Raw genomic sequence first — 5,523 nt, forward strand, 5'->3', positions numbered from 1 at the left:
TACTTCATTAAGTGCTTTGATCATTGGTAGGACCTCTGCTTTCTTTATTGCTGTGTTTATTGCTGGCTATGCGTTACTATTTTACCACATATAACCCTGTTTTACAAGTGCGGAATGCAAGTTTAAAGGCAACTCTACATATTCTATCCCCGGGATGGCCTTTATTGCCTCTCTGGGTGGTTCAAAGACCTTACAGCCCCGACCCAAATCACAGGGGTCATGGTAAGCCACCCGGCCATTCATTCCCTTGAATTTGACCTTGCCTGAACTGATCAGGCGGTGCATGTATTCCGTATGGTGAAGGAACTCCACCCCTGGAAGGAGATGGTCATACTCATGCTTAAAGGTATGGTAACAGGAAGCGCAATTAAAGACAACCTGTTTGGCTTGCATCTTCTTTATAGTTTTAACATTTTCATCCCGCAGCCACTGCCATTCTTGAGAGAGACCGGCCACAATAAGCGGAAATCCACAACACCATTCATTTTCAGCTAAGAGGGCCACGTCTTCACCCACTTGATACAGCAGGTTCAGGTTGGCCTCGGCCACGGACGAGATAGCTGGCGAAAAAGAGGTCATGCAGCCCACAAAATAGATGACATCTGCCTTATCCTTACCTAAATAGGCCTCGGCCGGTACATCGTCCAAGAACTCACCCCACATTGCCCGGTCTGCATTGGGATAGTTCAGGACATTATGCTCTTTTTGGGCCGCTTCCAGGGCAATGTTAATGGCCTTGGGGGCGAACTTTTCTCTAACTGCATCTTCGCGCATTGAGACCCGCAGGCTCCGGGTATTGATCTTGACCGGACAAACCTCCTTGCACCGGCCGCACAGGGTGCAGGTGTAAATCTGGGTGGCCAACAAATCCTGGGCACTCTTGGTTGGCGGATCGTGGTCTATCAGGGAGGAGAAGAAGCCATATTTCTCTCTCAGCCTTTCTCCATAGGAGGAAATAACCCCGCCTGAGACGGCATGCTCATCCCTGGTATGTTGATAAGCCACACAATGGTCGGCACAGATGCCGCACTTAACACAACCGTCTATCTCTATTAACTGCCGCTTGGAAAAGGGGGTCTCATCTTCTGGCCGGCTGAAGATATGATGCTCTTCAGAAAGAGAATTGAAGATCATAGCGATTGGGGCGGTAACAATGTGCCACAGCTTGCGATTAAAGGGAATAGAGCCGACTAAAGTGGCCAGAAATATACCGGATAAAGACCAGGTCATAATGTAGAAGTCAGGCCAATGAAGACCTAAAGGGGTAATGGCCTTGGAGAGTCCATAGCCTACAAACCAGTAGGCCGCAATCGAATCCGGCACATGGAAGGCCAGAATGCTCACTGCCTCGGCTAAGAACCGCAGGCTAAACCAACCGCCTAACAGAACCACGGCAAAGACATCCATCCACTTCATCCTAAATACGTATGCCCGCTGGATGAACCGGCGATAAATAAGAATGCCTTCACCCACGACTAAAATGAAGAAACCAAACCCGTCGTTTAACAAGGCATACCATGCCTGAGTGGAGTTGAAGGTGGCTTCAGTCACCGTGCGTAGGAAATAGAAGTCGGAAAACGGCGAGTAAAAAAGGATGCTAAGAGGCGAGATGCCGCCCAGTTCCGGCAGGCCAGCCGCTTTGATGTGATTAACCATAATGATGCCGATATAGCTCACGATAATGGAGAACATAGCCACACCCCGCAGGATGTTCTCTTGGAAAAGCCGCCGGTGGATAAAGGTGTCAAGAATGGCGGATAGAACCTGCCTGATCTTTCGGCTGAATATGATCCCTACCGCCCCTCTAATGGTCCGGCCAAGGCCAGGGCCAGTCCCTTTTGTCCAGACATAGAGGTTGTTGATTACCCCAAGAATGAGGACAAATGTCCCGATCATAAAAACAGCGGCACTGAAAGAATCAAAGAATGGATATTCGCCTAACATCTTTCTAATCAGAGCACAGAACCCAGACCGGAATAAGTTATCTGTGTTCTGGGTCCTGTTATTCTCCTGGTTTCATTATGTAGACTTCCCAATAACCTTTGTCTTCCCGCCTGATTGAGTCTATCAGCAGCCCTTTCTTCTGGCAAAAGGCAGGAATCTCCCTGGTTACCGAGGCCTCGGAATCGCATAGCATCTTCACTACTTCTCCCTCATTCAGGCCATGAGTCGCTTTTTTAGCCATTACCAGAGGATAAGGACATACCCGACCCAAAACATCCAGCTCTTTGATGGGCGCTACCGTCTTTATATCTACTTCCGACATATTTAATACCCCCCTTCCGATTTCGGATTGTGGATTGCGGATTAAAGAGCTTTTATTCCCCAATCCGAAATCCGAAATCGATACATTTTGCATTCAGAAGAACATAACTTGATCGCACCTCTCCATCTCTTTTAGTATCTCTTCAAAGCCGACCATCTCCAAATCTACTTCCGCCCCCATATCTTTGCCATCTATCAACCGCTCTTCCTTTATTTCAAGTCGCTGCAAATCTTCTTTACAGACAAACATCTTCATATCAGAGGCCAATTGGTTCTTTATATGCTGTTCGGTGCTTATTATGCCATAAAACGCTTCTGACCTCTGATTCTTGATGCAATTCAGCACTCCATCCGCCACAAAGGCCATTATTGGCTCTACCTCTTCATCAATATGGATGTCGGCCACATAGCAGGCCATGGCATGAGTAATGGCCAGCTTTGGGTTCTCACTCTTATAGGGGGGTCTTGAGACTACAAACAATATCTCTTTGCCCATTTTTATTCACCTCCTATATGCAACACCCGGTCGCTTTGGGCCGCTTTGGCCACATACCAATCCATGCTATGAACCGTTATCCCCTCGATAACCTCTGCCTTGTGTATTCCCCGAGCAGCAGCGCATGCCTCACATACGGCTACTGAGACGCCTTTTTCTGGTAAGGCCGTTATCTTTTCTATCAGATAAGAGTAGTCTTTAAATGATTTCTGTCCCTTTCTGGCCAGGGTGGTGGCATTACCAGAGAACCACAGATTTACCGTATGCCCTTTATTAGCCGCAGCCTCGGCCAGCTTAAGGGCAAAATCAGAATTCATCGAGCCGACCAGGGAAGAGAAAAGGCCAATGCTTAATGTTGCCATTATTCCTACCTCCAATATTAAGTTTTGAGTTTCGAGTCTCGAATTAAGAATCTTTATAGCCAGACTAATTTCTCATAATCATTCATCATCAAGTCCACCACGTCTAAATATGTAACTACGCTCACCTTACTATCCACCTCAGAAGAGGTAAATCCTCTTGTTTGGAGGTCTTCTGTCAGGACATAGTAATCTGCGCCTTCTTTCTGGAGCAACGGTGAAATCATTCCGTCTTCTTTAATCACGGCATGATAGATGCCGTTTTCGACTAAAAACACCCCCAGCTTTTCTGCCTTTAATCTATCAAGCATCTTTTCATTTCCACGCAGATCACTCACAAACACCCCCAGCCTCATCCTATCTCCTCCTTTTACTCTTCCTTTTTGATCAAAAGCCGAAAGGTGCCGTCAGAGTTATCTATCACTTCAATGGGATAGTTTTTCTTCTTGCAGAAGTTTGGGATAGATTCTGTGGCGGCCGGCTTGTAATCAGTAACCACCTCCAGTATCTGCCCGGACTCCATGGTCTTAAGGGCATCCCTGGCTTCCATCACCGTATAGGGGCAAATCTTGCCCGTAATGTCAACTACCTTATCAATCTTACTACATGTTAGGCCCATTTTTCTTTCACCTCCCTTACTCAGAAGACAGAGGCCAGATGTCAGAGCATTGGCTGCCTTCTGTCCTCTGTCTTATGTTTTCTGTTTTTGTAAGCGTTCAGCCCCTAAGGCACAAACTCGATCCTCGATGCTCGATTCTCGATGCTCGATTCTCGATGCTCCATCCTCGATGCTGGTAAAGGATCCAGCATCCAGCATCGAGGATCGAGCATCCAGCGTCCAGCCTCATAGGATGAACGGTTACCTGTTTTTTAGGCGAAATTCATTACCTTGTTTGCCACAATCAGATCGACCAATTGGGAATAGTCGATTGTCTCGGCCTTGCCAGCCAATCTATCCTTCAGTCCCCGAACCTCTACATCGTCTTTCATGGCATAGATCTTGCCAGGCATAGTAGAGGGATCAAGATAGACACCATCCTTGATCAGGACGATTTGAGCCTCGGTATCCAATTTAGCTACCCCGGCCGCGATTTCTCCATTGGGTTTATCGACCAGATAAACAGCCATATCTTTTCACCTCCCTTAAATCAGAGGTCAGAAGTCAGATGTCAGATAACAGATGCCAGGTTTTATCTGTGTTCTGGGTCCTGTCTTCTGTCCTCTGCTCTTACCAGTCTAAGTTAAAATCAGCCACTGCATACAGTGCCCAGGTCTCCTTTCTGGGAATCACCGTCATATCGTACGCCACTTCCTCCGGGGAGATGCCCCGGGCCTCCAGGTCTTCCTTAACGGCATAGTATTTGACCCCTGCCTTCCGAAGGGTCCCTTCATAGCCCAGGTTTTCTGCTCGATCAGCCCCTTTTAGGCAGTAATAGACGCCATCGCCCTGAAAGAGCAGGGTGACTTCATGTTCGTCAATACCCGCGGTGGCGCCTACGGCTGCACGCCAGCCTTCTGTATAAAAGACCGTTCCATAAGGCGCCCGATTAAAATGATAAAGCAACTTTCTGGTAGCCATTAACCTCTTCGCCTCCTTTTTCATCAGATTGTCAGAGGTCAGAAGTCAGATTATAGGGTGTTACCTTCTTCTGTCTCCTGTCTTCTGATATTAGAGCGTCACCAATGTGTCAGCCTCGCCTATGATGTCAGCGAAGTCAGGCAGTCCACCGACCTTGACGCCCTCGATGAACTCCTTGCCGTTTTCCAGACCGCGGCCATTTACACAAATCCCGCAGGCAATAATCCTGGCGCCTTTTTCTACTAACCTTTTCATGCCGGAGACAGGCAGATTTTTCTCTTCTGTGCCAGGAAACTTCTGGTGCTTAATAGGGTTGTAGACGCCATCAAGATACCAGAAGGCCTGGACTTCGTGTCCCTTGTCCAGGGCTGCCTCGGCTATTTTAGTAAACACCTTGTAATTCTCAGTCTGCCATGGTCCTTCAGTAAGCAGCATTCCTATCTTGGCCATATCTTCTTCACCTCCTTTCGGGTTTATTTATCTTGACGTAACTATTCAGCCACAGATTTACACGGATGAAACACTGATTTTTTATTTAAATCCGTGAACCGTGTCCGTAAGGCAACCACAGTTGGGCAACCACAAGGGGTTGCCCCTACAGACAACCACAAGGGGTTGCCCCTACTCTCACCTTTGTCTTCTGTCCTCTGCTATCTGCTATTTATCCGTGCTAATCCGTGTTAATCTGTGGCTAAATAGTTACATCTTGACAATCCCAATCGTAACCGTTCAGCCACAAAGCCACTAAGCCACGAAGAGAATGATAGAATAGCACACGGATGACACAGATTTTGGCGGATTCTCACGGATTTTTTCTAATAAAT

At 47.4% G+C, this 5,523-nt stretch carries 10 protein-coding genes; all 10 read right to left on the bottom strand.

What is annotated here, in order from left to right; translation table 11 throughout:
* Window positions 1-81: 81 nt before the first annotated feature.
* The 10 genes from AB1797_12870 to AB1797_12915 all read right to left on the bottom strand — a co-directional run bounded on the left by AB1797_12870 (window position 82) and on the right by AB1797_12915 (window position 5,149).
* Entirely contained in the window at window positions 82-1,944 is a 1,863-nt protein-coding gene (locus AB1797_12870; GenBank protein ID MEW5768483.1) for a (Fe-S)-binding protein, read from the bottom strand.
* 58 nt (window positions 1,945-2,002) lie between these two features.
* Complete coding sequence (locus tag AB1797_12875) at window positions 2,003-2,266, bottom strand: sulfurtransferase TusA family protein (protein ID MEW5768484.1); 264 nt, start codon at window positions 2,264-2,266, stop codon at window positions 2,003-2,005.
* A gap of 93 nt (window positions 2,267-2,359) precedes the next feature.
* On the bottom strand, window positions 2,360-2,761 hold the full coding sequence (locus AB1797_12880; GenBank protein MEW5768485.1) for a DsrE family protein: 402 nt from the start codon (window positions 2,759-2,761) through the stop codon (window positions 2,360-2,362).
* Window positions 2,762-2,763: 2 nt separating this feature from the next.
* Entirely contained in the window at window positions 2,764-3,123 is a 360-nt protein-coding gene (locus AB1797_12885) for a DsrE family protein (GenBank protein MEW5768486.1), read from the bottom strand.
* A gap of 53 nt (window positions 3,124-3,176) precedes the next feature.
* The gene (locus tag AB1797_12890) at window positions 3,177-3,476 is read right to left on the bottom strand and encodes a DsrH/TusB family sulfur metabolism protein (protein ID MEW5768487.1); all 300 of its coding nucleotides are present in this window, start codon (window positions 3,474-3,476) and stop codon (window positions 3,177-3,179) included.
* 14 nt (window positions 3,477-3,490) lie between these two features.
* On the bottom strand, window positions 3,491-3,739 hold the full coding sequence (locus AB1797_12895; GenBank protein MEW5768488.1) for a sulfurtransferase TusA family protein: 249 nt from the start codon (window positions 3,737-3,739) through the stop codon (window positions 3,491-3,493).
* Between the two features lie 97 nt (window positions 3,740-3,836).
* On the bottom strand, window positions 3,837-3,968 hold the full coding sequence (locus AB1797_12900; protein MEW5768489.1) for a hypothetical protein: 132 nt from the start codon (window positions 3,966-3,968) through the stop codon (window positions 3,837-3,839).
* 22 nt (window positions 3,969-3,990) lie between these two features.
* Window positions 3,991-4,248 (bottom strand): DsrH/TusB family sulfur metabolism protein, encoded by a 258-nt coding sequence (locus tag AB1797_12905; protein MEW5768490.1) that lies wholly within the window; start codon window positions 4,246-4,248, stop codon window positions 3,991-3,993.
* Between the two features lie 100 nt (window positions 4,249-4,348).
* Window positions 4,349-4,699: a DsrH/TusB family sulfur metabolism protein gene (locus tag AB1797_12910; GenBank protein ID MEW5768491.1), complete on the bottom strand. Its 351-nt coding sequence runs from the start codon at window positions 4,697-4,699 to the stop codon at window positions 4,349-4,351.
* 90 nt (window positions 4,700-4,789) lie between these two features.
* Window positions 4,790-5,149 carry a DsrE family protein gene (locus tag AB1797_12915; GenBank protein MEW5768492.1) on the bottom strand — a complete coding sequence of 120 codons (360 nt, stop codon included), beginning with the start codon at window positions 5,147-5,149 and terminating at the stop codon, window positions 4,790-4,792.
* Window positions 5,150-5,523 lie beyond the last annotated feature (374 nt).

The organism is bacterium (genome assembly GCA_040753085.1).
Classification (GTDB): Bacteria; UBA9089; JASEGY01; order JASEGY01; family JASEGY01; genus JASEGY01.